Below are 26,381 nucleotides of genomic sequence, written 5' to 3'. Positions count from 1 at the left end.
ACGCTGGAGGAGGTGGGTCCGGTCACCGGTACCGACACAGGGACCGAGGAAGGCCCCGAGGAGACGACCGCGGAGCGCAACGCGCGCTTCGAGCGGGACGCCCTCGGCTACCTGGACCAGATGTACTCGGCGGCGCTGCGCATGACGCGCAACCCGGCGGACGCCGAGGACCTGGTGCAGGAGACCTACGCCAAGGCGTACGGCTCCTTCCACCAGTTCCGTGAGGGCACCAACCTCAAGGCGTGGATGTACCGCATCCTCACCAACACCTTCATCAACTCGTACCGCAAGAAGCAGCGCGAGCCCCAGCGCAGCGCGGCGGAGGAGATCGAGGACTGGCAGCTGGCCCGCGCCGAGTCGCACATGTCGACCGGTCTGCGCTCCGCCGAGTCCCAGGCGCTCGACCACCTCCCCGACTCCGATGTGAAGGAAGCGCTCCAGGCGATTCCCGAGGAGTTCCGCATCGCCGTCTATCTCGCGGACGTCGAGGGCTTTGCGTACAAGGAGATCGCGGACATCATGGGGACTCCCATCGGTACGGTGATGTCCCGACTGCACCGGGGCCGCCGCCAGTTGCGCGGCATGCTGGAGGACTACGCCCGCGACCGCGGGCTCGTCCCGGCGGGCGCCGGAGAGTCGTCGCACGATCTGAAAGGCTCGGGCTCATGAGCTGCGGAGAGCCGCACGAGACGGACTGCTCGGAAGTCCTGGACCATCTCTACGAGTTCCTCGACCACGAGATGCCCGACAGTGACTGCACCAAGTTCGAGGTGCACTTCGAGGAGTGCTCCCCGTGCCTGGAGAAGTACGGGCTCGAACAGGCGGTGAAGAAGCTCGTCAAGCGCTGCTGCGGCAGCGACGACGTCCCCACCGATCTGCGCGCCAAGGTGATGGGCCGGATCGACCTGATCCGCGCCGGACACCCGGTGCCCGAGCAGGAGCTGGCGCCGGGCCTCCCCACCAGCCCCGCGGCGCAGGAGTAGAACCACCCGCACCGGGACTCGCAGGCCGCCGTGACACGATCACGGCGGCCTCCTTCGTACATCAGCTTGTATCACCCGAAGGTGCGAATCCCTCGGCGCCCGCCCGCCACCGGCCGTCCCGCTCGCTACCGTGACGGGGATGATCGGCGTGAAGGCCAGGCCATGACCGGCGCGAAGTCCCTTCCACGAGCGGCCCTCGGATACCAGTCCCTTCCCCGAGCGGCCCGCGGGTACATCGGCTGCGCCCTGCTCGGCGCGGGAGCCTGCGTCCTGCCCGCGCTCCGCCCCGGCGCGACCACCCCCTGGGGCACGGTCGCCCTCCTCACCACCCTGTACGCGCTCTGCGAACTGCCCGCGAGGGACCGCGCCCCCGGCGGCTCCGCGGCCCTGGGCACCGGCCCCTTCTTCCCCGTCCTCCTCGCCGCCGCCCTCCTCCTGCCCCCCGCCGCCGCCGCGCTCACCGCCCTGCCCGGCGGCCTCCTCACCCGCGTCGACGACCCACCGGCCGCCCCCCGCCGCGCCTGGCGGGCCGCCTCCGCAGCCCTCGCCGTCTGGGCCGCCGCCCACACCGCCGCCGCCCTGAGCTGCCGCCCTGCCCTCGGCCACGGACCCGACACCCCCGACTTCCCCTACGCGCTGCTGCCCGCGCTCGCCGCCGCGCTCGCCTTCTGCCTGGTCCTCACCGCCCTCGACGGCGGCATCCGCGCCACCGCCGACGGCGTCGCCCTCCGCCGCGCCTGGCGCGGACTCCTCGGCCGCTCCCTCGCCCCGCACGCCGTCCACGGCCTCGCCGGACTGATGATGGCCGTGCTCTGGCGCAGCTCCTACGGGCCCGTCGCCGCGCTCTTCGTCCTCCTGCCGATGTACATCTCCTGCTGGGTCTTCGCCCAGTACCACCGCGAACGCGCCGCCCACCAGGCCACCATCCGCGCCCTCGTCCAGGCCGTCGACATCAAGGACCACTACACACGGGGCCACAGCGAACGCGTCGGACACGCCTCCGTCCTCATCGCCCGCGAACTCGGCATGACCGGGGACCGGCTCGACGTCGTACGGTTCGCCGGGATCCTCCACGACGTCGGCAAACTCGGCGTCCCCACCCGGGTCCTCACCAAGGACGGTCCGCTCACCCCCGAGGAACGCCGGATCATCGAACTGCACCCCGAGTACGGCCACGAGATGGTCCGGGGCATCGGCTTCCTCGGCGAGGCCCGCACCGCGATCCTCCACCACCACGAACGCATGGACGGCAACGGCTACCCCTACGGGCTGCGCGGCGAGGAGATCCCCGAGTTCGCCCGGGTCGTCGCCGTCGCCGACTCCTTCGACGCCATGACCTCCACCCGCTCCTACAGCCGCGCCCGCCCCGTCCCCACGGCCGTCGCCGAACTCGAACGCTGCGCCGGAACCCAGTTCGACCCCCGGATGGTCGCCGCCCTGGTCCGCGCCCTCGCCCGCCACGGCTGGCGCCCGGCCGTCACCTCCGACGAGACGACCCCCACCGCACCCCAGCCCCCCACGAGGGCCCCGTCCGAGGGCGCCGCGCCCACGGTCTCCCCGCCCCAGCCCTCTGGCACGGTCCCGTCCGACGGTGCCGCGCCCACGGTCCCTTCCCCCCAGCCCTCTGGCACGGTCCCGTCCGAGGGCGCCGCGCCCACGACCCCTTCCCCCCAGCCCCCCGTAAGGGCCACCCCCGGCGCTCCCGCCCCCGACGACAACGTGCCGCCCCCACGCGCCCCCGATCCCGCCCCTGAGCCCACCCCCACCCCCGGCGGAAACGTCCCACCCCCGCCCGGCGGCCCCGCCGGGCCCACCCCCCGCTCCAGGGAGCGCGCGTGAGACCCCGACCGCAACCCCAACCGCAACCTCTGCCCCAACCACAACCCCAAGCCCAACCCCAACCCCAACCCCAACCGCAGCGGCCACTCCCGCGCCCCCGCCCCGGCGTCCTCACCCTCGGCGCCGTCCACGGTGCCGCCCTGCTCCTCGGGATCGCCGGAATCGTCTCCACCCTCCGCTACGGCATCGACGAACCCGGCACCGCCCTCGCCTTCGGCGCCCTCACCGCCCTGGGCGAACTCGCCCGCTGGGGCGCCGCCCGCACCCCCTGCGCCGCCACCCCGCCCGACGGGGCGCGCGAACGGGAACTCGCGCCGCTGGCCGCCGCCGGAGCCCTCGGCTACGCCATGCTCGGCTCCAGCGCCGGAACCACCACCCCCCACGGCGTCCTCCAGATCGTCGCGGTCGTCGTCACCGCCTGCCTCGCCGGGATCGCCCCCCACGCCGCCCGGGGCCGGGGTCCCTGCCCCGACCACATCGCCCGCCGCGTCCTCACCGTCGGCTTCGCCGCCCTCTGCTTCCAGCCGCTGTACAACTCCGGCTCCGCCGTCGGACAGCTCGGCCAGGGCCCCTCGTACGCCCTCTTCCTCCTGCTGCTGCTCGGCCTCACCGCCCTGTGCGACGCCGTACTCGCCGCGCTCCTGCTCCGGGCCCGTACGGGATTCCCGTACGGGCCCCTCCTCCGCGACGAGCTGCGGGCCCTCCTCGGCATCGGCTCCGCCGTCTGCGCCACCGGAGCCGTCATGGCGCTCGGTGTGGCCGCCGCCGGGCTCTGGGCGCTGCCCGTGCTCGCCGTGCCACTGCTGCTCACCCAGGTCTCGTTCCAGCGGTACGCGGCCGTCCGCACGGTCAACCGGCAGACGATCGCCTCGCTGGCCCGCGCCACCGAGATCGCCGGCTGCACCCCGCCCGGCCACGCCCGCCGGGTCGCCGCCCTCAGCGCGGCCGTGGGGCGGGAGCTGGGACTCTCCGGCGCCGAACTGACCCTTCTCGAACAGGCCGCGCTCATGCACGACATCGGACAGCTCTCCCTGGTCGACCCGGTGCCCGGCGGGGCCACCGCCCTGCTGCCCGCCGAGGAGCAGCGCAGGATCGCCCTGCTCGGCGGCGAGGTGGTGCGCAGGACCGGCGTGCCCGTCGCCGTGGCGCTCGTCGTGGAGCGGCAGGCCGACCCGTACCGCGAGCAGCCGCTGCCCGCCCGGATCGTCCGGGCCGTCAACGCCTACGACGACCTCGCGGGCGGCGAGCACGCGGGCGCCGCCCTCGACGCCCTGGAACGGCTCCGGCTCGGCACCGCCCGCGACTATCACCCGGATGTCGTCGAATGCCTGGCCAGGGTCCTCGCGCGGGGCGGCGGGACTGGGGTGGCTCCCCTCGTCTCTGGGTAACCCATGGGTAATGAGCGCGCGTCGGACCGGGCATGGTTGGATGCGAACAAGAGGGTGAAGCGACCGGCAGGCGGGAATCGTGAAGATCTTCGGGAAGGTACGGCATCGGCCCTCCGCCTCGTGGCGGCAGGCCACCGACCGCGCGTTCACGCTGATCGGCGACGGCCGGTACGAGGACGCGGGAGCCCTGCTCACGCGCGCGGCGGATCTGGAGCCCTGGCTCTCCGAGTCCTGGTTCAACCTGGCGCTGCTGCACAAGTTCCGGCACGACTGGGAGCAGGCGCGGGCCGCCGGGCTGCGGGCGGTCGCCCTGCTCGACAAGGAGACCGGCGCCCCGGACTGGTGGAACGTGGGCATCGCCGCCACCGCGCTCCAGGACTGGCCGCTGGCCCGCCGCGCCTGGCAGGCGTACGGGCTCAAGGTGCCCGGGGCCGCCGAGGGCACCGGGAAGCCCGCCGGGATGGAGCTGGGCAGCGCCGCCGTGCGGCTCTCGCCTGAGGGCGAGGCCGAGGTGGTGTGGGGCCGCAGGCTCGACCCGGCGCGGATGGAGGTCCTCTCGATCCCGCTGCCGTCGTCGGGGCGCCGCTGGGGCGAGGTCGTCCTGCACGACGGTGTGCCCAACGGCGAGCGGACCACCACCGCGGGCCCCTCCTACCCGGTCTTCGACGAGATCGAGCTGTGGGCGCCGTCACCCGTTCCCACCTGGGTGGTCCTCCTGGAGGCGGCCACCGAGGCCGACCGGGACGCCCTGGAGCAGCTGGCCGCGGAGGCGGGCTTCGCCGCCGAGGACTGGTCGTCCTCCGTGCGGCTGCTGTGCCGGGCCTGCTCGGAGTCGACGATGCCGAGCGCCGAGGGCGAGGGCGAGCACAACGACCCGCACGACCACAGCGAGCCGGGGCACCCGGGGCCGCTGGGCCACCGCTCGCCGGGCGAGCTGTGGGTCCCGGAGCGGGAGTGCGGCATCGCGGCCCCGCCGGGCCTGGTGCGCGGGCTCCTCGACGGCTGGGTGGCCGACAGTCCCGACAGCAGGGAGTGGCGCGATCTCGAAGAGGTCTGCTGAGCGTCCGCCGCCGGGCCCGTAGGCTGTCCTACGACGGAATCGGGTTTTCAGAAGGGCGCGGCCGGACATGGCGCAGCAGGAGACGGACGAGCAGACGCAGATCGACGACGGTTACGTCGTGGACACGGAGGACTGCGAGGCGCGCGAGCTCGCCTACCGCGAGCGCGGCACGGCCCGCCCGATCACGGTGGTCGGCAATCCGGTGCTGCACAAGGAGTGCAAGGACGTCACCGAGTTCGACGACTCGCTCGCGGCGCTGATCGACGACATGTTCGCCAGCCAGAAGGCCGCCGAGGGCGTGGGCCTCGCCGCGAACCAGATCGGTGTGGACCTCAAGGTCTTCGTCTACGACTGCCCCGACGACGAGGGCGTCCGGCACACCGGCGTCGTCGTCAACCCGGTCCTCCAGGAGCTGCCGGCCGAGCAGCGCGTCCTGGACGAGTCCAACGAGGGCTGCCTCTCCGTCCCGACCGCCTACGCCGAGCTGGCCCGCCCGGACTACGCGGAGGTCCACGGCCAGGACGCCCAGGGCAACCCGATCAAGGTCCGGGGCACCGGCTACTTCGCCCGCTGCCTCCAGCACGAGACGGACCACCTGTACGGCTACCTGTACATCGACCGCCTCTCCAAGCGCGACCGCAAGGACGCCCTCCGCCAGATGTCCGAGGGCACCCCGCGCTACGAGACGGTGCCGAACGCCTGATCGTCTTCGGATACGGGGAGGGGCCCCGCACTCTTGGGAGTGCGGGGCCCCTCCCCGTATGCGGGTGCTCCGGTGGTCATCCGATCGTGATCTCGTAGCGAAGCCGCTGCCGGTGCGCGGGCATGGTCATCAGGTCCACCTGGACGGGCCGGTCCCGGCGGTCGAGCGTCACCCTCGCCAGCCGGAGCACCGGCTCCTCGGGGCCCGTGCGCAGTGCCTCCCGCTCCTCCGCGTCGGGCATCCGGGCCGTCACGTCCTCGCGTACGCGAACGCCTGCATGGCCGAGTCCGGCGAGCAGCGCGACGGCGCCGCCCCGGATCCTGCGCGTCTCGGCGAGGCCGGTCCCCCGCGCGATGTCCACGGGGTAGTAGGTGTCGGTCAACTCGCACGGTTCGCCGTCCAGCTCGATGACCCGGCGCCGTACGACGACCGGCGAGCCGACGGCCACACCGAGCAGCGCGGCGACGGCCTCGGGGGCCGGTGTCTCACCGGCATGAAGGATGCGCTGAGTCCCCACGCCCCCCTTGGCCGCCGCCTCTGCGGCCCAGGCGTCCGACTGCCCGTCCCCGCCCTGCGGCGTCAGGTACGGCATGGACGTGCTGACCCAGTCTCCGGTACCCATGGCATCCTCCCTCGCGGCCGAGCGGTCCGGCCTCGCGTGGCCGTTCTTCGTGAACGGCCGCTCGGATCGGGGAATCGTACTGCCGGATACGGGGAAGGACCCCGCACTCCCCAGAGTGCGGGGCCCCTCCCCGTGGCGCTACAGGACCCGGCTCAGAAGTCCTCGTCCAGGTCCACCGAGCCCTCCACCGCCACCTGGTAGGCGGACGGGCGGCGTTCGAAGAAGTTGGTGAGTTCCTGGACGCCCTGGAGTTCCATGAAGGCGAAGGGGTTCTCGGAGCCGTAGACCGGGGGGAAGCCCAGGCGCTGGAGGCGCTGGTCGGCCACGCACTGGAGGTACTCGCGCATCGACTCCGTGTTCATGCCGGGCAGGCCGTCGCCGCACAGGTCGCGGCCGAACTGGAGCTCCGCCTCGACCGCCTCCTTCAGCATGTCCGTGACCTGCTGCTGGAGTTCCGCGTCGAAGAGTTCCGGCTCCTCCTTGCGGACGGTGTCCACGACCTCGAAGGCGAAGTTCATGTGCATGGTCTCGTCGCGGAAGACCCAGTTGGTGCCGGTGGCCAGGCCGTGCAGCAGGCCGCGGGAGCGGAACCAGTACACGTAGGCGAAGGCGCCGTAGAAGAACAGGCCCTCGATGCAGGCGGCGAAGCAGATCAGGTTCAGGAGGAAGCGGCGGCGGTCGGCGGCCGTCTCCAGCTGGTCGATCTTCTCGACCGAGTCCATCCACTTGAAGCAGAACTGGGCCTTCTCGCGGATGGAGGGGATGTTCTCCACGGCGGCGAACGCGGCCGTGCGGTCGTCCGGGTCGGGGAGGTAGGTGTCCAGGAGCGTCAGATAGAACTGGACGTGGACGGCCTCCTCGAAGAGCTGGCGCGAGAGGTAGAGCCGCGCCTCCGGGGAGTTGATGTGCTTGTACAGCGTCAGGACCAGGTTGTTCGCCACGATCGAGTCGCCCGTCGCGAAGAACGCGACAAGGCGGCCGATCATGTGCTGCTCGCCGGGGCTGAGCTTGGCGAGGTCGGCGACGTCCGAGTGGAGGTCGACCTCCTCGACGGTCCAGGTGTTCTTGATGGCGTCCCGGTAGCGCTCGTAGAAGTCCGGGTACCGCATGGGGCGGAGGGTCAGCTCGAAGCCCGGGTCGAGGAGGTTCTTCGTCTCGTTGGTCATTACTGGCAGGCCTCGCAGGACTCGGGGTTTTCCAGGGAGCAGGCGACCGCGTCGGGGTCGGTGACCTGCTGGACGGGGAGGGCGGCGGGGACCGTCGACGCCTGGGCGGCGCGGGCGATCCGGGTGGCCGGGCGGGAGCGCAGGTAGTACGTCGTCTTCAGCCCCCGCTTCCAGGCGTACGCGTACATCGACGACAGCTTGCCGATCGTCGGGGTCTCCATGAACAGGTTCAGGGACTGCGACTGGTCGAGGAACGGGGTCCGCTCCGCCGCCATGTCGATGAGGCCGCGCTGCGGGATCTCCCAGGCCGTGCGGTACCGCTCGCGGACCTCGGCCGGGACCCAGCCGAAGCCGGCGATGGAGCCGTTGGCGTCGCGCAGCGCCTCGCGGGTCTGCGCGTCCCACACGCCGAGTTCCTTCAGCTCGTCGACCAGGTACGAGTTGACCTGGAGGAACTCGCCGGAGAGCGTCTCGCGCTTGAACAGGTTGGAGACCTGCGGCTCGATGCACTCGTAGACGCCCGCGATCGAGGCGATGGTCGCCGTCGGCGCGATGGCCAGCAGCAGGCTGTTGCGCATGCCGACGGCGGCGATCCGCTCGCGCAGCGCGGCCCACCGCTCCGGCCAGTTCAGCTCCACGTCGTAGTGGTCCGGGTGCAGCACGCCCCGGGCGGCGCGGGTGGACTCCCAGGCGGGGACCGGGCCGTTGCGCTCGGCGAGGTCGGCGGACGCCTCGTACGCGGCGAGCATGATCCGCTCGGCGATCCGGGTGGAGAGGGCGCGCGCCTCGGGGGAGTCGAACGGCAGCTTCAGCTGGAAGAAGACGTCCTGGAGGCCCATCGCGCCCAGACCCACCGGACGCCAGCGGGCGTTGGAGCGGCCCGCCTGCTCGGTCGGGTAGAAGTTGATGTCGACGACCCGGTCGAGGAAGGTGACGGCGGTGCGGACGGTGGCGTCGAGCCGCTCCCAGTCGATGCCGGTGCCGGAGACGAACGCGCCCAGGTTGACCGAGCCCAGGTTGCAGACGGCCGTCTCGCCGTCGTCGGTGACCTCCAGGATCTCCGTGCAGAGGTTGGAGGAGTGGACGGTGTGGCCGGGCAGGGCGGTCTGGTTGGCCGTACGGTTCGAGGCGTCCTTGAAGGTCATCCAGCCGTTGCCGGTCTGGGCCAGGGTCCGCATCATCCGGCCGTACAGGTCGCGGGCGGGCATGGTCTTGCGGGCCAGACCCGCCGCCTCGGCCTCGCGGTAGGCGGCGTCGAACTCCTCGCCCCACAGGTCGACCAGCTCGGGCACGTCCGCCGGGGAGAACAGCGACCACTCGGCGTCGGCGTTGACCCGGCGCATGAACTCGTCGGGGATCCAGTGCGCCAGGTTCAGGTTGTGCGTACGGCGCTGGTCCTCGCCCGTGTTGTCGCGGAGTTCCAGGAACTCCTCGATGTCGGCGTGCCAGGTCTCCAGGTAGACGGCGGCGGCACCCTTGCGGCGACCGCCCTGGTTCACGGCGGCGACGGAGGCGTCGAGGGTCTTCAGGAACGGCACGATGCCGTTGGAGTGCCCGTTGGTGCCCCGGATCAGCGAGCCCCGGGCGCGGACGCGGGAGTACGAGAGGCCGATGCCGCCGGCGTGCTTGGAGAGCCGCGCCACCTGGTGGTAGCGGTCGTAGATGGAGTCCAGCTCGTCCTGCGGGGAGTCGAGGAGGTAGCAGGAGGACATCTGCGGGTGGCGGGTGCCGGAGTTGAAGAGCGTGGGGGAGGAGGGCAGGTAGTCCAGCCGGCTCATCAGCCCGTAGAGGGCCGCGACCTCGTCGAGGGCGCGGACGCCGTCGTCCTCGGCGAGACCGCAGGCGACCCGGAGCATGAACTGCTGGGGGGTCTCGATCACCTTGCGGGTGATCGGGTGGCGCAGCAGGTAGCGAGAGTAGAGGGTGCGCAGGCCGAAGTAGCCGAAGCGGTCGTCGCCCGCCGGGTCGACCGTCGCGTCGAGCCGGTCGGCGTGGAGCGCGACGAAGCGGGCGGTGCGGTCGGCGATCAGGCCCTCGCGGTGGCCGACGGCCACGGAGGCGGAGAAGAGCACGGAGCCCTGCGAGGCGGCCTCCTCGGCGATGGTGATCGCCAGGAGCCGGGCGGCGAGCCGGGAGTACGCGGGGTCGTCGGCGATCAGTCCGGCGGCGGCCTCGGTGGCCAGCTCGCGCAGCTCCGCCTCGTCCGCCGCGGCGCTGCGGACGCGGAGCGCGGCGGCGGCGACCCTGCCCGGGTCGGTGTCGGGGAGATCGGCGGTGAGGCCGGTCAGGGTCCGCAGCAGCGTGGTCCCGGGGCCGTCGTTCTCGACCGCGGAAGCCTCGGCGGATGCCGGATCGGCAGGCGCGATGGTCACGTGGGGGCTCTCCCTCGCTCGGCTCTGGGCACGGGAGGGAGGCGGGCAGGCGGGCACCCGTACGCGCGGGTGCGCCGCGTCCACCGGCCCACTCCGCGAGGCCCGGACGTCTCTGGCACCCGGAACGGACGGACCGGGCGCACCGTCGGCAGGTCTTCGGACTCGCTCCGTGCCCATGACATGTCGGTACACGTGACATGTCGGTACGAAGCACACCGTTGCGGGACAGTTCCGGATTCACGCCGGATTCCCCTGCGACGACAGCGAGGACGAGCATACATGTGGGGGGCGCTGCTCGTCGCACCCCCCACATCTTGTGTCGCCGCCCGGGGTCAGAACTCCAGGGCGTAGGTGCGCAGCAGGTGGTCGGGGACCGGTTCCCAGTCCCGCTCGGGGGTGCGGACGAAGCCCATGCGCTCGTAGATCCGGTGCGCGGCGACCATCGTCTCGCCGGTGGAGAGCACGAGCCGGGCACAGCCGGAGAGGGCCTGGGCCCGGTCGAGGCAGACCCGGACGAGGGCCTCGCCGATGCCCCGGCCACGGGCGTCGGGCCCGACGACGAGCATCCGGAATTCGGCCTCGCCCTCGACCGCGATGTCCGCCCAGGCGGTGCCGCCGCGGGCGAAGGTCACCCCGCCGACGAGCCGCTCGTCGGCGTCGACGGCGACGAGCACCTCGCTCTCGCGGGCCCGCCGGGCGGTGTCGCGGAGGACCGCCAGATAGGAGTCGTCCTCCCCGTGCAGCAGCAGTCCGTCGTTCAGATAGGTGAGCCCGGTGAGGTCACCCAGCTCCTCGTACTCCTCGGGCCGTACCGCCCTGATCGTGAAGTCCATGGGGAAAGTCTGCCTCGGACGGGGGAACGGGAAGGGCCCGGTATCCCCGTACGGAGATCCCGGGCCCCTGGGAGCGGAGCGGGGTCAGTGCGCCTCGGCGCCGACCTTCGGCAGGTCCTTGACGCCCGTGTCGCCCCGGTCGGCGGTGTAGTCCTCGGGAGAGGTCTCGTCGACGCCCTCGGGGGCCTTGAGGGCCTTGAGGACGAGGGTGAGGACGGTGGTGACGACGACGTTGAGGACGAAGGCGGTGAGGCCGATGTAGCCGATCTCGCCGATGCCGGGGATCTCGGCGGAGGAGCCGCCGAAGTGCTTCTGGGTGGGGCTGGCGACACCGTAGGCGGCGACGGTTCCGTAGACCATGCCGACGGCCCAGCCGGCGAGGAGGGCCCAGCGGTGGAACCAGCGGGTGAAGAGCCCGCCGACGAGGGCGGGGAAGGTCTGGAGGATCCAGATGCCGCCGAGGAGCTGGAAGTTGATGGCGACGGTCTTGTCCATGGTGAGGACGAAGGCGAGGGCGCCGACCTTGACCAGGAGGGAGACGAGCTTGGAGACCTTGGTCTCCTGGGCCGGGGTGGCGTCCTTCTTGATGAAGTCCTTGTAGATGTTGCGGGTGAAGAGGTTGGCGGCGGCGATGGACATGATCGCGGCGGGGACGAGCGCGCCGATGCCGATGGCGGCGAAGGCGACGCCCGCGAACCAGTCGGGGAACATGTTCTCGAACAGCTGCGGGATGGCGAGCTGGCCGTTCTTCACCTGGATGCCCGCCGCGATCGCCATGAAGCCGAGCAGCGCGAGGAAGCCCAGCATCAGCGAGTACAGCGGCAGGATGGTGGTGTTGCGGCGGATGACCTCACGGCTCCGGGACGACAGGGTCGCCGTGATGGAGTGCGGGTACATGAAGAGCGCGAGCGCCGAGCCGAGCGCGAGCGTGGCGTACGTCCACTGGCCCGCCTCGCCGGGCACGAGCGCGCCGCGTGGCTTCCCGGTGGCCGGATTGGTCTGCGCGTAGGCCTCGGTCGCCTTGCTGAACACCTCGTCGAAGCCGCCCAGCTTGATCGGGATGTAGATGATCGCCACCGCGATGACCAGGTAGATCAGGGTGTCCTTGACGAAGGCGATGAGCGCGGGCGCGCGCAGCCCCGAGGAGTAGGTGTACGCGGCGAGGACGCCGAAGGCGAGCAGCAGCGGCAGGTCCTTGACGAACCAGTGGGTGTTCTCGCCGCCGCCGACGCCCATCACGTCCAGGACCGCCTGGATGCCGACGAGCTGGAGCGCGATGTACGGCATGGTGGCGAGGATGCCGGTGACCGCCACCGCCAGGGAGAGCCCCTTGGAGCCGAAGCGTCCCCGGACGAAGTCGGAGGTGGTGACGTAGCCGTGCTTGTGCGAGACCGACCAGAGACGCGGCAGGAAGGTGAAGATCAGCGGGTAGACCAGGATCGTGTACGGGACGGCGAAGAAGCCCGCCGCGCCCGCCGCGTAGATGGCCGCGGGGACGGCCACGAAGGTGTACGCGGTGTAGAGGTCGCCGCCCAGCAGGAACCAGGTGACCCAGGTGCCGAACGAGCGCCCGCCGAGCCCCCATTCGTCGAGGCTCTGTTCGTTCTCCGCCTTGCGCCAGCGCGCGGCGAGGAAGCCCATGACCGTGACGGCCAGGAAGAAGAAGATGAAGACGCCGAGCGCGACGCCGTTCACACCGTCGTTCATCGCTGCTCACTTCCCTTGCGGGCGCGCTGGTCGAGCCGCCACAGCCTGTGGGCGATCACGGTGAGCACCGTCGAGATGAGGACCCAGAGCATCTGGTACCAGTAGAAGAACGGGACGCCGGCGAGGAGCGGTTCCGTCTTCGCGTAGGAGCCGACCCAGAGCATCGCCACGAAGGGGGCGATCAGACAGAGCGCGATCACCACCCTCAAGGGTGTGATGGTGGGTTGTTTCCCTTGTGTCGCTTCTGGCATGGCGATTCCGTCCCCTCGCTGATCACCTCGGTAGTGCTGGGGAAATCTAGGGGACTTCGAGGCTTCCACGGAACCCCCGCCCGTATAACGGAAGGGACTCCGTGCGGCCTCTTCCGTACCGGGGGCGGGGGCCGATGGCTAGAGCCAGCCTTCCTTGGCGGCTCGGACGCCCGCTTCGAAGCGGCTGCGGGCACCGAGTCTGTTCATCAGTTCGGAACTCATCCGGCGGACGGTCCGCAGCGAGACGCCGAGGCGCCGGGCGGCGATGTCGTCGGTGCAGCCGATGCCGAGGAGCATCAGCAACTCCCTTTCCTGCGGCGAGAGATCGTGCTCGTTACGGCGTGGGGCCTCGCCGAACGGGGTGCCCGCCTCCCACAGGCGGTCGAAGAGCACCACGAGCGCGTGCACCAGACCGGGACTGCGGACTTCGAGGGCTCCCGCGCGGCCGTCCTCCGGGTCGACGGGCACGAGCGCCGCCTCGCGGTCGACGACCACCATGAGCATCGGGACCACGGGCACGGTCCGCGCCTCGCCGCCGAGGTCGCAGTACCAGCGCACGTATTCGGCGGTCGGCTGGTCGTTGCGGAAGCTCTCCTGGTAGATCGAACGGATCTTCACCCCGCGTTCCAGGGCGAGCTGGTCGAGCGGCTGACTGGCGTCCATGGTGTCGGGGAGCTGGGCGCCGCCGGGGAGCAGCGAGAGGCACTCGGTGCGGGCGTTCGCCGCCAGGTCCTCAAGCCGTTCGCGGACCTGGTCGAGCCCGGTGATGCGGTCCACGAGGTCATGCCGTACGCCGGTGTCGGAGGTGTCCGTGTACGAGGCGAGGATGCCCGCCACGGCTCTGCCCGCCTGCTCGACCTGGCGTCTGCGCTTGCTCAGTTCGGCCTCGGCGCGGGAGAGCAGGAAGGAGAAGCCGACATCGGGGTTGAAGGGCTCCACCTCGCCCGAGGAGTCGTCCATCAGGACGAGCTTGAGGTCCGCGAGGCAGGCGAGCGCCTCGCGGACCTCGGGTTCGGGGCGGCCCAGATGGGCCGCCATGTCCGTCGCGTCGTACTCCGGTCGCTCCAGGAGCAGCCGGTAGACGGCCTCCGTCGACTCCTGTATGCCGAGCGCCTCCAGCATCCGCAACTCCCCCTCGTCACGTTCCGTCACACACTCACCCGTTTCCGGTGAGCGCGGTCGTCGATGTTAGGCGCCGGAGCCGTCTAGGTCTAGACCAATTGAGGGGATCTCCGGTGAATGGCGTCCCGTATCCGCGTCCGCCCGCCCGGCGGCCTGCCGTCGCCACCCGGCAGCCGACCGCCACTCGGCAGCCGACCGCCACCCGGCAGCCGCCCGGCCCACGCGTCGACCACCGCCGCCATCGCGAACCCGGAGACCAGCAGGGCCAGCTCCACCTGGGGGCCGATCCCCACCGCCAGCACCGCGAGCGCGACCGCACCCGCCGCCACCGGCCCCGCCCGGCCCGGACCACCCGCCGCCGACGCCACCGCACGCTCCAGGGACACACAGAAGGCGAACCCGCCCACGACCAGCGGCACCCATCCCGTCACCGCGCCCGTCCCCGCCGGGCCCTCCTGCCACAGCAGCGCCAGCGCACCCGCCGGAGCGACCGCCGCGAGCACCGCCACCGGCACCGCCCGCGCCCCGACCCCGGCCGCACCGAAGGCAGCGAGGACCCCGAACGCGGCCAGCGCCGCCGCCGGAACCGCGTACGGCAGCAGCCCGTACACCCCCTCCACCAGATCCCGGTCCACCACACCCGAGCCGCCCACCAGGGCGGACGTGTCCGCGAGCGCCGACCGCAGCGCCGTCACCGTCGACGCGCCCGCCGCCGTCATCGGCTCCGCCACCGGCACCACCACGACAAGCGCCGTACCGCCCCTGCGCCACTCGCCCGCCGAAGGGGCCGCCGCGAGCAGCACCCCCGGCACCCGCGACGCCCGCTCGGCCACCGCCGCCGCGTCGCCGCCCGCCGGGACCAGCACCTCCAGCGGATTGAGCACGCCCGACGGCACCCCGGCCGCCGCGAGCCGGTCGAGCCCGTCCCGCGCGGGACCGCTCGCCACCAGCGCCCGCGCCTCCGGATTGCCCACCCGCAGCTGGACGGACGCCCCCGCGAGCAGCACGAGCAGCATCGCACCGACCGCCCCGGCGAGAATCCGCCACCGGGACGAGACCGGGACGACGGCGGACGACACACCGCCCCACGAGCCCGCCACCGGGACGGAGCCGAGCGACTTCGAACCCCGCGAGCCCGGCACCGGTACGGCGGCAGTCGGCTGTCCGCCCCGCAGCGCGCCCGGCACCGGTACAGCGGCAGTCCGCCGCTCGCCCCGCGACGCGCCCGGAACCAGAACCGGAACGGCGACGGCAGGCCGACCGCCCCGCAGCGTGCCCGGCACCACGGCGGCTGCGGGCGGTTCCAGGCCCCGTGAGGCCGGAGCCGGGGTGGCGGACGGTCGGCCGCCCCGCAGCGAGGCCAGCACCGGGGCCAGGGTCAGCGTCGCCGCCGTGCCCACCAGCCACACCGCCATCCCCGCGAGCCCCACCGACCGCAGCGCGCCCGCCGGGAACAGCGCGAGCACCGCACACGCGGCCGCCCCCGCCGCCCCCGCCACGACCGCCGACCGGGCGGCCGCCGGACCCGGCGGCCACGCCCACCGGTGCACCGCCAGCACCAGCGCCGTCACCGGCACCAGATACACCACCGTGAACCCCACCTCGGTGAACCCGGCCACCGCCACCACCAGGGCCAGCGCCCCCGCCGAGGTCGCCCCCGCCACGAACAGCGGGGCGAGCACCCCAAGTGGCGAACGGAACACCAGGAACAGCAGCACCAGCAGCCCCAGCGCACAGCCCGCCTTCACCGCCAGGGCCACCGGACCGGGCCCCGCGAGCGCGCTGTCGTGCTGAAGCGGCAGCACACCCGTCACCTCGACCCGCGCCTCCGGCAGCGCCGACCGCAGCCCCGCACGCAGGGCCACCGCCGTGTCCTCGACGACGGCGAGCCCCGCCAGATCCGGCTTCCCGGCCCCCGGATACACCAGCGCGTAGGCGCTCCGCCCGTCCGCGCCCAGGAACCCGGTGTCACCCGTCGACGCGTACGAGACCGCCCGCGCCCCCGGACCCGCCGCTCGCGCCACGGCCGAGGCGAACCGGCCCGCCGCCTCCGGAGCCCGTACGTCCACCCCCGCCGGCCAGCTCGCGACGGCCACCAGCGGGGCGACCGCCGCCCCGTTCCCGTACCGCTCCTGCACCGCCTGGTTCGCCCGGAAGCCGGGCCCGCCCGACGGGGTGAACGACTGGTCGAGCCGTCCGAGCCCCGCCACCGTCACCACCCCGCCGAGGAGCAGCACCAGCAGCCAGGCCACCCCGAACGCCACCCGGTGGCGCACCGCGAACACCGGCAGTCCGGCCCGCCGCTCAGTCGACATCGTCGAGCCGCTTCCTCAGCTCCGCGTCGAGCCGCAGCCCTACCGCGCCCAGCGTCTCGTCCAGCTGCGCCGTCGAACTCGCCCCGATCACCGGAAGCACGGGCAGCGCGCCGCCCATCGCCCAGGCCAGCACCGCCTGGTTGGCGGTCACCCCCAGCTCCGCCGCGGCCTCCGCGAGCGCCTTGAGCCGCCGCTCCGAACCCGCGTGCCGGTACTGCTCCGGCACCTCCTTGCGCGGATCGGTGTACGCCCCCGTCAGCTGGGTCGTGTACGCCGTGAACGTCAGCTCCGGCCGCGTCCCCAGATAGTCGAGCAGCTCCTCCGAGGCGTGCGGGTTCACCCCGAACTCCGCCCCGGGAGCCGGACGCAGATACGTGTACCGCTGCTGCACGGCCGCGTAGTCCGGCACCCCGGCGAGCGCCGCCGCCGCCCGCGACTCCTCGATCCGCCAGGCCGCGAAGTTGGAACAGCCCGCCCGGCCGATCTTCCCGGCGTCCTCAAGCTCCCCGAACGCGGCCATCGTCTCCGCCACCGGGGTCGCCCGGTCGTCGATGTGCGCGTAGTACAGATCGATGTGGTCCGTGCCCAGGTTCCGCAGGCTCCGCTCCACCTGCCGCCGGAGGACCGGGGTCGAGAGCCCCTCCGCGTACTCCGGCCAGGCCGCGTCCAGCGGCTCCGGCAGCGCGCCGACCTTGGTCGCGATCACCATCTCGTCCCGCACCCCCCGGCTGCGCAGCCAGCGGCCGATGACCAGCTCGCTCTCGGCGCCCGTCGCCCCCGGCTCCCAGAAGGCGTAAGTGTTGGCGGTGTCGATGAAGGTGCCGCCCGCCTCGTGGAAACGGTCGAGGACGGCGAAGGCGGTGGCCTCGTCGATCCGGGTGCCGAACGGCAGGGTGCCCAGGCACAGGGTGCTCACGCGCGGGCCCTCGGGCCCGCCCAGGTTGGTGTACTCCATCAGTGGTGCTCTCCTCGTGTCGTCATGACGTCGGTGGGGCGCTCGCCAGGGCCCCGGGGGTCGTCACGGTCAGCTCCTGGACCAGGTGGTCCGACAGGCCCTGCGCGTCCCGGAAGCGGTACGCGCCGACCCGGGCTCCGCCCCCGGTGAAGGCCCAGTCGATCCGCCAGAGCCGCAGCCGGGCGCGGGCGTTCCAGCTGGCCGGGAGGACCGAGCGGCAGGAGCCGATCGCGTCGCGCAGCGAGCGGGGCATCCGGCGGATGTCCCCGATGGCCGCGCTGGTGTTGAAGTCCCCGGTCACCAGGACCGGATACGGGTTGTCCCGCAGATCCGCGACGAGCGCCGCGTACTCCCGGTCACGGGCGGCGGCCCGGCGCCGCATGTCCCGGAAGAAGGCCGGACGCAGCGGGTTCATCACGGTCAGCTGGACGGGGATGTGCACGTTGTACGTGGACAGCAGCCCGTCCCCGACCCGCAGGTCGACCCGGAGCGAACAGGCGCCGACCGGGACGGGCGGACCCGAGGGCGGAAACCGGGACAGCGTCACCGAGTTGTTCCCCACCGCCAGATGATGGCCGGGAAACGCCGCCCGCAGCCGGGCCTCGTCGTCGATGTCCCAGACCTCGCCGCCCTCGAAGCCGTTCAGATACTCCTGGAGGACGTAGACGTCCGATCCCAGCGAGCGCAGGAAGCCGTAGAAACGGTCGGGATCGCCGCCCTGGTTCCAGTGCTGAGTGTTCCACGACACCAGTCGCAGCCCCTCCGACGGGCCCCGACGATGGCCGAAAGCACGCCAGTTGACCCCGCTCTGCGTCCACCCGGCGAGCAGACAACCGGCGGCGAGCACCGCCTCCGGACCACTGCCCGCCGGGCCCGCGGCTCCCGCCGCTCCCGACACGCCCGCCGCTCCCGCCGCGACGAGCAGGGCCAGCGGTACGGCGACGAAGAGGACCGGCGGCAGCAGCGAGACCGCAAGCCAGGGCCACCAGCGCCCGTTCAGCGCGAGGTGCAGGGCGAGGAAGACCGCCCAGCCTCCGGCGCAGTACCCCACCACGTCCCTCACCCGTTCCCCGGCAGCGCGACCCACAGGTCCTGCACCGCGTGGTCCGACAGCTTCTCCGGCTCGTTGAACTCGTACCGCTCGGCCTTCGCCCCGTTCCCGGTGAACGCCCAGTCGGTCCGCCAGAACGGCTTCCAGCCACCCTTCTCCCAGCTCGTGGGGTACGGGTCGGTGCTCACGTCCGCCGCGTCGTCGAGGCGCTCCCGCAGCGGGTCCAGGTCGGACATCGCGGCCGTCGCGTTGAAGTCGCCCGCCACCACCACCGGGTTGCGGTTGGCCGCGAGGTCCGCCTCCAGGGCCGTGTACTGGGCCTGGCGCGGGGCGAACCGCTCCCGCATGTGCCGGTAGAACGCGGCCGAGAGGAGACCGTCCGGCATGCTGTTCCACACCGGCATGTGCACGTTGTAGAACGACACCGCCCGGCCCCTGACCAGCACGTCCGTGCGCAGGACCTTGGCGTCCCGGTAGACCGCCTGCCAGTCCGCGTCCACCGGCAGGTCACCGGCGGGGCCCACGGCGGGCTGCCGCAGCACCGGGAAGCGGGAGAGCGTCACCAGCTCGCCCCTGACGACCACCTGGTAGCCGGGGAACTCCCGGCGCAGCCGCGCCAGGTCGTCGACGGGCAGCCTGCCCTTCCGGTCGGCGGTCACGTGCTGGTACTCGTGCAGCAGATAGACGTCCGCGTCCTTCGCCTTCAGGAAGGCGTAGAAGTGGTCCTGGGTGCCGAGCAGCTGGTTCCACGAGTTGGTGTTCCAGGCGAAGACCCGCACGGAGTCCGGTCCGGGGCCCGGGGTGGACCGCCACAGCGCCGCCGGGTCGAGCCCCGACTGCCCGAAGCCCACCAGGAGCGCGAGCACGACGGCGGCCAGGCTCCGCCACCGGGCGGCCCCCCGGGCCAGCGGCGCCAGGGCCGCGAGGACCAGCGGGACCAGGACGAACGCGGCAGGTGGGACGATGCCCACCAGGTTTCCCAGCCAGATCCGGCCGTCCGCCGCCCACTCCACGAGTAGCAGCGCGAGCCAGACCAGGGCGGCGCCGAGCACCAGCCCGTTCCGGCGCCGGACCCGGGCCCGCGCCCGGCCGGCGGGACCGGGGGCCGCCGACTCGCGTACGGCCTCCGCCGACTGGCGTACGGACCCGGGCGATTCCCGTACGGCCTCCGCCGGTTCCCCCGCGGGTCCCGGCACGAGCGTGTCAGCCACGGGAGGCCCCCGCGACCGGGCGGGTCCGCTCGGGGAGCGGCTGCGGGTCGTACAGGTGCCGGAACCGCTTCGAGCACAGCCACTGGACGCCCGCGACCCCGATCGCCGCGAACACCGTCAGGTTGACCAGGAAGTTGACGGCCACGAAGTACCCCAGGAACAGGCGCCCCCGGTGCCGTCGCACCTCCCGGTACATGTCCAGGTCGCCCCAGACGCCGAGCGCGAAGAGCGCCAGCGGGAGCAGCGACCAGAGGGCGCCCCCCAGGACGGGCGCGGCGAGCGCGGCGACCGTCAGGGGCGCGGCCAGGCTGGCGCCCGCACGCGGACCGGTGACGAAGCCGCCTTGGAGGTGGCGTCTGCCCAGGATCAGCGGCACCGCGAGCCGGGCGCGGGCGAAGACCTTGCGCAGCACGATCCGGACGGTGTCGTCGTGGTCGTGCCTGCCGCGTACGTCGAGGGAGCTGAGGACCGTGTACCGCTCGGAGATCCGGCGCCCGTAGTCCTGGTCCTCGGTGTGCCGCAGGAGCGGGTTGAACGGTCCCACCTCGTCGAAGACCCGCCGGGGCAGGGCCAGGATCGCGGTGTGGACGGTGTCGATGATCCCTTCCGACTTCAGCAGCAGGTAGTACTGCTGGAGGGAGCGGTACTCCTCGATCAGGCTGTCGCGGATCAGCGGCTCCGGCTCGTACGTGCCGCAGATCGCCCCGTATCCCTGCCCGGAGCCGAGGAGTCCGACGGACTTGGCGATCGCGTCGGGGTGCATGGCGACGTCCGAGTCGAGGAAGACCAGGATCTCGCCCGAGGAGAGTTCCGCGCCGAGGTTGCGGGCGACGGCGACCCCGCTGTTGACGCCGGTGGAGACCACCCGGGCACCGGCCGCCGCGGCGATCGCGGCGGAGTCGTCGGTGGAGCAGTCGTCGACCACGACGACCTCGATGTTCGGATACGTCTGGGCGAGCGCCGCCTCGACGCAGAGGCCGATGGAGCGGCCGTAGTTGTAGTTGGGGACGATGACGGAGACCAGGGGGAAGGACATGTTCGGCGTGCTCCTAGAAGAGGACCTTGGCGAGGGAGAGGGCTCCCTGCCGCCACGGTTCGACGCTGGTGACGCCCTGGCCGCCGGGGGCCGGGCGGGCGGTGCGCTGGTGCTCGCGCCACCAGGCGTAGGTGCGCAGGATCGCGTCCTGGTTGGAGTACTTCGGCCGGAAGCCGAGGACGTCCCCGGCCTTGTCGGTGGAGACGAAGCTGTCGTCGAGGAGCTTGTGGAGCAGCCGCCCGTAGACCGGGGAGAGTCCGGAGCGCTGGAGCAGGCCGAGGACGGCGAGCGCGGGCTTCGCGGGCATCGAGCGGATCCGCTTGCCGTGCCCGGCGGCGTCCAGGACGGCCTGGAAGTCCTCGCGGATCGTGCCGAATTCGGTGGCGCCCAGGTTGAACGTGTCGTTGGCGCGTTCGCCCGGCGCCTCCATCGCGGTCACCACCGCGTCGACCAGATCGGCCACGTCGAACATCTGGGTGCGGACGTCGCCCCGGCCGAGGACGGGGAAGTTCCGGCCCTCCTCCGCCCACTCGAAGAGCATTGCGAACAGGCCCATCCGGCCCGGCCCGAGGAAGGTCTTCGGACGCAGGATCGGCAGGCACATGCCGCGCGCCCGGAACCGCTCGGCGACCTCCTCGGCCTCCGCCTTGGCCGCGCTGTAGGTGTCGACGGGCTCGCGGGGGTACTCCTCCGGCGTCGGCACCACCTTCGGCAGCCCGTAGACGGCGGTCGAGGAGATGTGCACCACCCGGGGGACCGCGTTCGCCTCGGAGGCGGTCAGGACCGCCTCCGTTCCGCCGACGATCACCGAACGGATGGTCTCCGCCGGATAGCTCGGCAGGGCCGCCGCGCAGTGCACCACCGCGTCCGCTTCGGCCGTGACCCGCTTCATCACGACGGCGTCCCGGACGTCCGAGACGGTGTGCGTCAGGGCCGCGTGCTCCGTGCGCGGGGCCCGCAGGTCCACGCAGTGCACCTGCCGCCCGTCGGCGAGAAGCCGCTCGATCAGGGTCGAACCCAGCATGCCGGCACCGCCGGTCACCACCACACGATCTACCACAGCGACGACACCTTCTCCTTGACGAAACGAGTGAGCAGACGGGGCAGACCCTGCGCGAGGGTCTCGTCGAGGCAGGCGAGGAAGTACTCGACCTCCTCGGGCTCGGCGACCAGCGAGGGGGCCACCATCAGCGGGTTGTCGCCGTTGAGCGTGTAGTACGTGTAGACGCCGTGGTCCCGGTAGAGGGCGTTGACGACCGACGAGGTGACGAGCTTGGTGCGGAAGCGCGGGTCCTTCGTCATCGCGCTGGGCACCAGCTTCGTCAGCACTTCGAGCACCTTCGGGCCCTTGTGCAGGAAGACGCCGTGCAGCGCGCCGTGGCCGCGGACCTCCGCCACCACGTCCGGGTACTCCTTGGCGATCCGTTCCAGACCGGGGGCGAGGATCCGTTCGATGGCGCGGGCGCGGGCAGGATAGTCGTCCTCGACGGCCACGTTGACCGCCTCGATCGCGGTGACGGCCTCCTCGCCGAAGCCGTAGTAGGTGGTGGACGTCGACTGGAGCAGGGCGTCGGTGAGGTTGTCGTACGCCTTGCGGAAGATCGGCTCGCGGGCGACGAAGGCGGAGATGGAGGACTTGCCGCCGCCGAAGGACTTCGAGGTGGTGAGGATGTCGGGGACCAGACCCTCGTACCGCATGAAGTGGAAGAGGGTGCCCGTCTTGCCCCAGCCGGTGTAGATCTCGTCGAAGAGCAGCACGATGTTCTCCGCCGTGCAGATCTCCCGCAGTCCGCGCAGGAACTCCTCCGAGCACTCGTTCATCGTGGACGCCGACAGCGGCTCGATGAGGATCGCGTACACGTCCGACTCGCCCTTGGCGGTACGCAGCCGGGTGACGAGCTCGGTGACCGACGCCAGGTCGCCGTAGCGGAAGATCTCCACGCCGGGGATGCCGGGGAACTGGAAGGTCGACTGGTTCTGGCCGGTGAGGCTGCCCGAGCCGAGCAGCTTGCCGTGGAAGGAGATGTCCGCCCGCAGCACCCGGGAGCGGCGCCCGCCGTGGTACTTGTACGCCAGCTTGACCGCGCCTTCGACCGCCTCCGCGCCGGAGTTGGGGAAGAACGACATGTTCAGGTCGCCGGGCAGCAGCTCCGCCAGGTTGTGGCCGAGGGCGGCGATGTACGGCGAGAAGTACGTCTTGTGGACCTCCATGCTCCGGCGCTCCTGGAAGCGCTGCCGGGCGGCGAGGATCCGGGGGTGGTTGTGGCCGTGGTTGAGGACCCCGACGCCGCCGGTGAAGTCGAGGACGCGGCGTCCGTCGCGCTGGGTGATCCAGACGCCCTCCGCGCTCTCCACCAGCTCCTGGCCGAAGCCGAAGGAGGTCATCAGGGAGACCTGGCTCTTGTTGACGTGGTCCTTGTACAGGCCGTGGACCTGCTTGGTCGTCAGCGACTCGCAGTCGTCGACGGAGTACAGCTGAGGCATCTCTCGGTCCTTCACGGGTCAGGGGGCGGAGGGGCGGGAACGACGGGGGAGGGTGAGCAGGAGGGCGCCGCCGCCGACGAGGACCTCGCTCAGCGTGCAGACCACCCGGCTGGCGACGGCGACGGCGGTCGCCTCCTGCCAGGGCAGTACGGCGGTCAGGGCCAGCAGCAGCAGCGCCTCGCGGGCACCCCAGCCGTCCGGCAGCACCACCACGAGGCTCGCGGTGGCGGTGGCCAGGGCGAAGCCGCCCACGCAGACCGGCAGCGCGGTCAGCGGCGGGGCGCCGAGCATCACGGCGAGCGCCCACAGGTGCACCCCGCCGGCCAGCCAGGAGGCGGTGGCGCGGGCCATCGCCCGCCGCATGCCCCGGTCGCTGGCCCGGGTGGCGGGCGCCGGACGCCGGGCGAGGCGAGCGGCTCCGGTCGCCAGCCGGTGCAGCAGCCGGGGCCGTACGGCGAAGGCGAGGGTGACCGCGCCGGGCAGCACCAGCCACCAGGCTTCCGCGCCGATCGTCCAGGGAGCGGCGATCGGACCGACGGCCAGACCGGTGAGCACGGCCACGATCAGGTTCAGCAGGAAGACGGCGAGCACGACCGGCGCGGGCACGCCCGCCGCACCGCCCATCCGCAGCTGGGCGAGGACGCCCCACACCGCGCCGGGCACGTACTTGCCGAGGTAGGAGGTGAAGTAGATCCGGGTCGCGGTCCGGCCGGGCACCGGCGGGCCCAGATCGGTCAGGAGGGCCCGCCAGGTGCTCATCGAGAACAGCACGGCGAGCGCGTTCGCGGCGAGCGCCGCCAGGAGGTACGGGACGGAGTCGGGCCGCAGCACCAGACCGGCCAGCTCGCCCGCGTGCCCGTACAGGGCGAAGCCGATGCCGGTGACGACGGCGAGCGGGAAGAGGACGGGCAGCGCCCGGCGGAGGAGACCGCGCCGCGTGGGGGCTTCGGCGGGGGTGCCGGTGGCGGTGCCGGTGCCGGTGTGGGTATGGGTGTCGGCGTTGGTGTTGGTGGGGGGAGTGGTTTCGGTGGGGGGAGTGGTTTCGGACGGTGTGGGGTGCGGGGTGGTGTCCGCCGTGGCCGTCGGCGTCATGAGCCCAGGTGGCTCAGCGGCCACGCGACGGCGAGCAGCGCCGACCAGAGCAGGGCGTTGAGGACGGTCGTACGGTCGCTGAACAGGGCGCGCGAGGGGTTCCCGCCGCCCGCGTCGACCACCAGGAGCTGGAGGTAGCGGGCGAGCCCGAAGAGCGCGAAGGGCGCGGTGAGCACGGCGACGAGCGGCCCGTGCGGCCCGAACGCCGGGCTGCCCTGGATGTGCAGGACGTAGCTGACGGCGGTGAGGACGGCGGCGAAGGCCAGCAGCTGATCGAGGAAACCGAGGGTGTAGCCGCGCAGCGCGGGCCGGTGCGACACCCCGCCGACCGCCATCTCGTGGCGCCGCTTGCCCAGGATCAGCAGCAGGCAGAGCGAGAAGACGCACAGGGCGAGCCAGTTCGGCACCGGATTGCCCGAGGCCAGACAGCCCTGGGCGAGCCGCAGCACGAAACCGAGCGCCACGATGAAGACATCGAGCAGCGGAACGTGCTTGAGCCCCTTGCTGTAGGCGGCGTTCAGGGCGACGTACGCGGCCACCGGCCACCAGTCGAGGGGTGAGGCGGCGCCGGTGACGACGGTCAGGCCGACCGTCGCGGCGAGAAGCACGGCGAGGACGGCGGCGAAGGAGACGGCGGTGGGGACCCCGATCCGCCCGGCGGCGATCGGCCGGTGCCGCTTCTCCGGGTGCCGCCGGTCGCGGTCCCGGTCGCCGATGTCGTTGACCAGGTAGATCAGCGCGGAGGCGAGGGTGAAGACACCGACGGCCGCGACGGCGCCGCCGACCGCCCCGGCGTCGACCCGGGGGGCGCCGAGCAGCCCGAGGGGGACGACGACCAGGTTCTTCGTCCACTGTCCCGGGCGGACCAGAGCGGTGAGATCGGCGAGCAGGGTGGGCGGTCGGGCGGCCGGTGGGCGGTCCGCCGGCGCCGGGCGGCCGGTGAGCGTGGGCGTGGCCATGAACGGACTCCTCTGGGGAGGGGCGTACGGAGGTCGGCGGTGGGCGTCCGGAGAGCGACGGCGGTCATCCGGAGGTGGCGGGGGTTCACGCGGGGGTGCCGGGGTTCATCCGGAGGTGGTGGGGGCGGTGGCCCCGGCGCCGTCGGCGCGGTGGGCGCTCCCGGTACGGCCGGTGCCGTCGGCACGGCGGCGCACGCTGGGGCCGAAGTCCGGCTCGGTGAGCCAGCGCACGGCGCCCCGGGCGGCGCCGAGCACGATCGCCTGGTGCAGCACGAAGTGGACGGCGGTGAAGTACAGGAGGAAGCCGGGCCCCCGGGTCCGCAGCGCGAACCGGCTCAGACCCGGGTCGGCGCAGACGAACAGCAGCGCGCACAGCGCGGGGACGAGCAGCAGCCAGGGGGTGAGCAGCCCGAGGAGGAGGGCGGGCAGGGTGAGGGCGGCGGCGAGGACCCCGAGCGGCCTGTTGGCGGTGAGCCCGCCTTCCCGCATCTGTCCGAGCGCGGCGATCAGCAGTTGGGAGCGCCGGTACTGCTCGGAGAGCATCGCCCCGAGCCGGTCGACGTCGTCGTGCCGCCCGCGGATCGCCCCGCTCATCAGGATGCGGTGGGTGCGCACCAGACGTCCGCTGTACTCGACGTCCTCGGAGTCCCGCAGGTTCTCGTCGAAGGGGCCGGTCTCCTCGAAGACCCGCTTGGGGATCGCGCCGAGGGCGAAGAAGGCGGTACGGACCTCACCGGCGGCGCGGTGGCGCCAGAAGTGGGCGTGCAGGGCGTGGTAGCGCTCCACGGGTCCGTCGTCGAAGAGCGGTTCCGGGTCGAGCACGCCGTGGACGCAGCCGAGACCGGGGTCCTCGCCGAGGAGGTCGACGGCGTTGGCGAGGGCTTCGGGGTGGAGCGCGGTGTCGGAGTCGAGGAAGAAGAGGATCTCGCCGCGGGCGGCGGCGGCGCCCATGTTGCGGGCGGCGGACACCCCCCGGTTGCGGGGGTTGGCGATCAGGACGACGTCGAACTCGCGGGCGATGTCGCGGGACCGGTCGGTGCTGGCGTCGTCGACGACGATCACGTCGAGCGGGGCGTGGGTCTGGGCGAAGACCGAGGCCAGACAGGCGTGGAGGGTCTTCTCGTAGTTGTAGTTGGGAATGATGACGGACACGCTGGGACGAGCCCTGGGCATGGGGGTTCCTCGGGAGGGGCGTGGGCGATGGTTTCCGGCCGGTGGGGGCACGGCCGGTG

Annotated in this window: 22 protein-coding genes, 1 pseudogene and 1 riboswitch; of the genes and pseudogenes, 6 read left to right on the top strand and 17 right to left on the bottom strand. The window is 72.5% G+C overall.

The genetic code is table 11. The features are described from left to right. Positions 1-12: 12 nt before the first annotated feature. The 6 genes and pseudogenes from BU197_RS03225 to def all read left to right on the top strand — a co-directional run bounded on the left by BU197_RS03225 (position 13) and on the right by def (position 5,973). Positions 13-669 carry a sigma-70 family RNA polymerase sigma factor gene (locus tag BU197_RS03225; RefSeq protein WP_188266622.1) on the top strand — a complete coding sequence of 219 codons (657 nt, stop codon included), beginning with the start codon at positions 13-15 and terminating at the stop codon, positions 667-669. After that, the gene (gene rsrA, locus BU197_RS03220) at positions 666-983 is read left to right on the top strand and encodes a mycothiol system anti-sigma-R factor (protein ID WP_188266621.1); all 318 of its coding nucleotides are present in this window, start codon (positions 666-668) and stop codon (positions 981-983) included. Before BU197_RS03225 ends, rsrA begins: the two co-directional genes overlap by 4 nt. Before the next feature lie 162 nt (positions 984-1,145). Continuing rightward, positions 1,146-2,567, top strand: a pseudogene (locus BU197_RS03215) (HD-GYP domain-containing protein); the annotation flags it as partial. 395 nt (positions 2,568-2,962) lie between these two features. Further along, positions 2,963-4,210, top strand: coding sequence for an HD-GYP domain-containing protein (locus BU197_RS03210; protein WP_188266653.1), 1,248 nt, complete (start codon positions 2,963-2,965; stop codon positions 4,208-4,210). Between the two features lie 79 nt (positions 4,211-4,289). Further along, positions 4,290-5,270 carry a tetratricopeptide repeat protein gene (locus BU197_RS03205; protein WP_188266619.1) on the top strand — a complete coding sequence of 327 codons (981 nt, stop codon included), beginning with the start codon at positions 4,290-4,292 and terminating at the stop codon, positions 5,268-5,270. 67 nt (positions 5,271-5,337) lie between these two features. After that, entirely contained in the window at positions 5,338-5,973 is a 636-nt protein-coding gene (gene def, locus BU197_RS03200; RefSeq protein ID WP_188266618.1) for a peptide deformylase, read from the top strand. 76 nt (positions 5,974-6,049) lie between these two features. Here the strand turns inward: def and BU197_RS03195 are convergent, their stop codons facing one another. The 17 genes from BU197_RS03195 to BU197_RS03115 form a co-directional block, all read right to left on the bottom strand. Next, positions 6,050-6,595, bottom strand: a complete 546-nt coding sequence (locus BU197_RS03195) for a GntR family transcriptional regulator (protein WP_188266617.1) — start codon at positions 6,593-6,595, stop codon at positions 6,050-6,052. 152 nt (positions 6,596-6,747) lie between these two features. Next, positions 6,748-7,761, bottom strand: coding sequence for a ribonucleotide-diphosphate reductase subunit beta (locus BU197_RS03190; RefSeq protein ID WP_188266616.1), 1,014 nt, complete (start codon positions 7,759-7,761; stop codon positions 6,748-6,750). Next, positions 7,761-10,133, bottom strand: coding sequence for a ribonucleoside-diphosphate reductase subunit alpha (locus BU197_RS03185; protein ID WP_188266615.1), 2,373 nt, complete (start codon positions 10,131-10,133; stop codon positions 7,761-7,763). Before BU197_RS03185 ends, BU197_RS03190 begins: the two co-directional genes overlap by 1 nt. Positions 10,134-10,262: 129 nt before the next feature. Then, a riboswitch (cobalamin riboswitch) is annotated at positions 10,263-10,427 on the bottom strand. A gap of 38 nt (positions 10,428-10,465) precedes the next feature. Continuing rightward, positions 10,466-10,966 carry a GNAT family N-acetyltransferase gene (locus tag BU197_RS03180; RefSeq protein ID WP_188266614.1) on the bottom strand — a complete coding sequence of 167 codons (501 nt, stop codon included), beginning with the start codon at positions 10,964-10,966 and terminating at the stop codon, positions 10,466-10,468. 84 nt (positions 10,967-11,050) lie between these two features. Continuing rightward, positions 11,051-12,673 carry a monocarboxylate uptake permease MctP gene (mctP, locus tag BU197_RS03175; protein ID WP_188266613.1) on the bottom strand — a complete coding sequence of 541 codons (1,623 nt, stop codon included), beginning with the start codon at positions 12,671-12,673 and terminating at the stop codon, positions 11,051-11,053. Beyond that, complete coding sequence (locus BU197_RS03170) at positions 12,670-12,924, bottom strand: DUF3311 domain-containing protein (RefSeq protein ID WP_188266612.1); 255 nt, start codon at positions 12,922-12,924, stop codon at positions 12,670-12,672. The genes mctP and BU197_RS03170 overlap by 4 nt, the downstream gene beginning before the upstream one ends. A gap of 138 nt (positions 12,925-13,062) precedes the next feature. Next, positions 13,063-14,046: a helix-turn-helix transcriptional regulator gene (locus tag BU197_RS03165; RefSeq protein ID WP_188266652.1), complete on the bottom strand. Its 984-nt coding sequence runs from the start codon at positions 14,044-14,046 to the stop codon at positions 13,063-13,065. A gap of 89 nt (positions 14,047-14,135) precedes the next feature. After that, the gene (locus BU197_RS30910) at positions 14,136-16,361 is read right to left on the bottom strand and encodes an MMPL family transporter (RefSeq protein WP_188266611.1); all 2,226 of its coding nucleotides are present in this window, start codon (positions 16,359-16,361) and stop codon (positions 14,136-14,138) included. After that, on the bottom strand, positions 16,351-17,316 hold the full coding sequence (locus BU197_RS03155; RefSeq protein WP_188266610.1) for an aldo/keto reductase: 966 nt from the start codon (positions 17,314-17,316) through the stop codon (positions 16,351-16,353). Before BU197_RS03155 ends, BU197_RS30910 begins: the two co-directional genes overlap by 11 nt. Positions 17,317-17,338: 22 nt before the next feature. Then, positions 17,339-18,370 carry an endonuclease/exonuclease/phosphatase family protein gene (locus tag BU197_RS03150; protein WP_188266609.1) on the bottom strand — a complete coding sequence of 344 codons (1,032 nt, stop codon included), beginning with the start codon at positions 18,368-18,370 and terminating at the stop codon, positions 17,339-17,341. A 5-nt stretch (positions 18,371-18,375) separates the two neighbouring features. Continuing rightward, positions 18,376-19,578, bottom strand: coding sequence for an endonuclease/exonuclease/phosphatase family protein (locus BU197_RS31205; RefSeq protein ID WP_188266608.1), 1,203 nt, complete (start codon positions 19,576-19,578; stop codon positions 18,376-18,378). Continuing rightward, positions 19,571-20,614: a glycosyltransferase family 2 protein gene (locus BU197_RS03140; RefSeq protein ID WP_188266607.1), complete on the bottom strand. Its 1,044-nt coding sequence runs from the start codon at positions 20,612-20,614 to the stop codon at positions 19,571-19,573. The genes BU197_RS31205 and BU197_RS03140 overlap by 8 nt, the downstream gene beginning before the upstream one ends. 13 nt (positions 20,615-20,627) lie before the next feature. Next, a complete protein-coding gene (locus tag BU197_RS03135; protein ID WP_188266606.1) occupies positions 20,628-21,674 on the bottom strand; it encodes an NAD-dependent epimerase/dehydratase family protein in 1,047 nt (348 codons plus the stop codon). Beyond that, positions 21,668-23,098 carry an aspartate aminotransferase family protein gene (locus BU197_RS03130; protein WP_188266605.1) on the bottom strand — a complete coding sequence of 477 codons (1,431 nt, stop codon included), beginning with the start codon at positions 23,096-23,098 and terminating at the stop codon, positions 21,668-21,670. Before BU197_RS03130 ends, BU197_RS03135 begins: the two co-directional genes overlap by 7 nt. A gap of 18 nt (positions 23,099-23,116) precedes the next feature. Further along, a complete protein-coding gene (locus BU197_RS03125) occupies positions 23,117-24,190 on the bottom strand; it encodes a lysylphosphatidylglycerol synthase domain-containing protein (RefSeq protein WP_188266604.1) in 1,074 nt (357 codons plus the stop codon). After that, on the bottom strand, positions 24,187-25,149 hold the full coding sequence (locus tag BU197_RS03120; protein WP_188266603.1) for a UbiA prenyltransferase family protein: 963 nt from the start codon (positions 25,147-25,149) through the stop codon (positions 24,187-24,189). The genes BU197_RS03125 and BU197_RS03120 overlap by 4 nt, the downstream gene beginning before the upstream one ends. A 105-nt stretch (positions 25,150-25,254) precedes the next feature. Beyond that, positions 25,255-26,322 (bottom strand): glycosyltransferase family 2 protein, encoded by a 1,068-nt coding sequence (locus BU197_RS03115; RefSeq protein WP_223183158.1) that lies wholly within the window; start codon positions 26,320-26,322, stop codon positions 25,255-25,257. Positions 26,323-26,381: the final 59 nt, after the last annotated feature.

Origin of the sequence: Streptomyces sp. CBMA291 (assembly GCF_014596525.1) — a bacterium.
Classification (GTDB): Bacteria; Actinomycetota; Actinomycetes; order Streptomycetales; family Streptomycetaceae; genus Streptomyces.
Note: the sequence above shows the minus strand (reverse complement) of the source record. Positions and strands in the feature narration are given on the sequence as shown.

What these genes read in the sequence shown, in the direction of transcription:
- rsrA (WP_188266621.1), top strand. Translation starts at nt 666, where the DNA reads ATGAGCTGCGGAGAGCCGCACGAGACGGACTGCTCGGAAGTCCTGGAC.
- def (WP_188266618.1), top strand. Translation starts at nt 5,338, where the DNA reads ATGGCGCAGCAGGAGACGGACGAGCAGACGCAGATCGACGACGGTTAC.
- BU197_RS03195 (WP_188266617.1), bottom strand. Translation starts at nt 6,595, where the DNA reads ATGGGTACCGGAGACTGGGTCAGCACGTCCATGCCGTACCTGACGCCG.
- BU197_RS03190 (WP_188266616.1), bottom strand. Translation starts at nt 7,761, where the DNA reads ATGACCAACGAGACGAAGAACCTCCTCGACCCGGGCTTCGAGCTGACC.
- BU197_RS03180 (WP_188266614.1), bottom strand. Translation starts at nt 10,966, where the DNA reads ATGGACTTCACGATCAGGGCGGTACGGCCCGAGGAGTACGAGGAGCTG.
- mctP (WP_188266613.1), bottom strand. Translation starts at nt 12,673, where the DNA reads ATGAACGACGGTGTGAACGGCGTCGCGCTCGGCGTCTTCATCTTCTTC.
- BU197_RS03170 (WP_188266612.1), bottom strand. Translation starts at nt 12,924, where the DNA reads ATGCCAGAAGCGACACAAGGGAAACAACCCACCATCACACCCTTGAGG.
- BU197_RS03165 (WP_188266652.1), bottom strand. Translation starts at nt 14,046, where the DNA reads ATGCTGGAGGCGCTCGGCATACAGGAGTCGACGGAGGCCGTCTACCGG.
- BU197_RS30910 (WP_188266611.1), bottom strand. Translation starts at nt 16,361, where the DNA reads ATGTCGACTGAGCGGCGGGCCGGACTGCCGGTGTTCGCGGTGCGCCAC.
- BU197_RS03155 (WP_188266610.1), bottom strand. Translation starts at nt 17,316, where the DNA reads ATGGAGTACACCAACCTGGGCGGGCCCGAGGGCCCGCGCGTGAGCACC.
- BU197_RS03140 (WP_188266607.1), bottom strand. Translation starts at nt 20,614, where the DNA reads ATGTCCTTCCCCCTGGTCTCCGTCATCGTCCCCAACTACAACTACGGC.
- BU197_RS03130 (WP_188266605.1), bottom strand. Translation starts at nt 23,098, where the DNA reads ATGCCTCAGCTGTACTCCGTCGACGACTGCGAGTCGCTGACGACCAAG.
- BU197_RS03125 (WP_188266604.1), bottom strand. Translation starts at nt 24,190, where the DNA reads ATGACGCCGACGGCCACGGCGGACACCACCCCGCACCCCACACCGTCC.
- BU197_RS03120 (WP_188266603.1), bottom strand. Translation starts at nt 25,149, where the DNA reads ATGGCCACGCCCACGCTCACCGGCCGCCCGGCGCCGGCGGACCGCCCA.
- BU197_RS03115 (WP_223183158.1), bottom strand. Translation starts at nt 26,322, where the DNA reads ATGCCCAGGGCTCGTCCCAGCGTGTCCGTCATCATTCCCAACTACAAC.